Source organism: Pseudomonas sp. AKS31 (genome assembly GCF_023634765.1).
Lineage (GTDB): Bacteria > Pseudomonadota > Gammaproteobacteria > Pseudomonadales > Pseudomonadaceae > Aquipseudomonas.
This window is the reverse complement of sequence record NZ_JAMLFX010000005.1, coordinates 155089-155319: the sequence shown is the minus strand read 5'-3', so window position 1 is coordinate 155319 and position 231 is coordinate 155089. Positions and strand designations below refer to the sequence as shown.

The window sequence follows — 231 nt, the reverse complement described above, 5'->3', positions numbered from 1 at the left end:
CCTGGACGGCGGCCTCGGGGCCGACACCATGATCGGTGGCGGTGGCTTCGACAGTTACTACGTCGATAACGTCGGTGACGTGGTGATCGAAACCGACGCCTCGCTGACCGCCATCGACCGCGTGTTCTCGACCATCGATTACACCTTGGTGCAGAACGTCGAAAACCTGATCTTGCTGGGCAGTGCCAACCTCAACGGCACCGGCAACAGCGTCAACAACCGCATCACCGG

1 protein-coding gene is annotated in these 231 nt (G+C 61.0%); it reads left to right on the top strand.

All coding sequences use genetic code 11. The features are described 5' to 3' along the window. A partial coding sequence (locus M9827_RS16435; RefSeq protein WP_250606217.1) for a hypothetical protein occupies nucleotides 1-231 on the top strand: 231 nt, incomplete at both ends.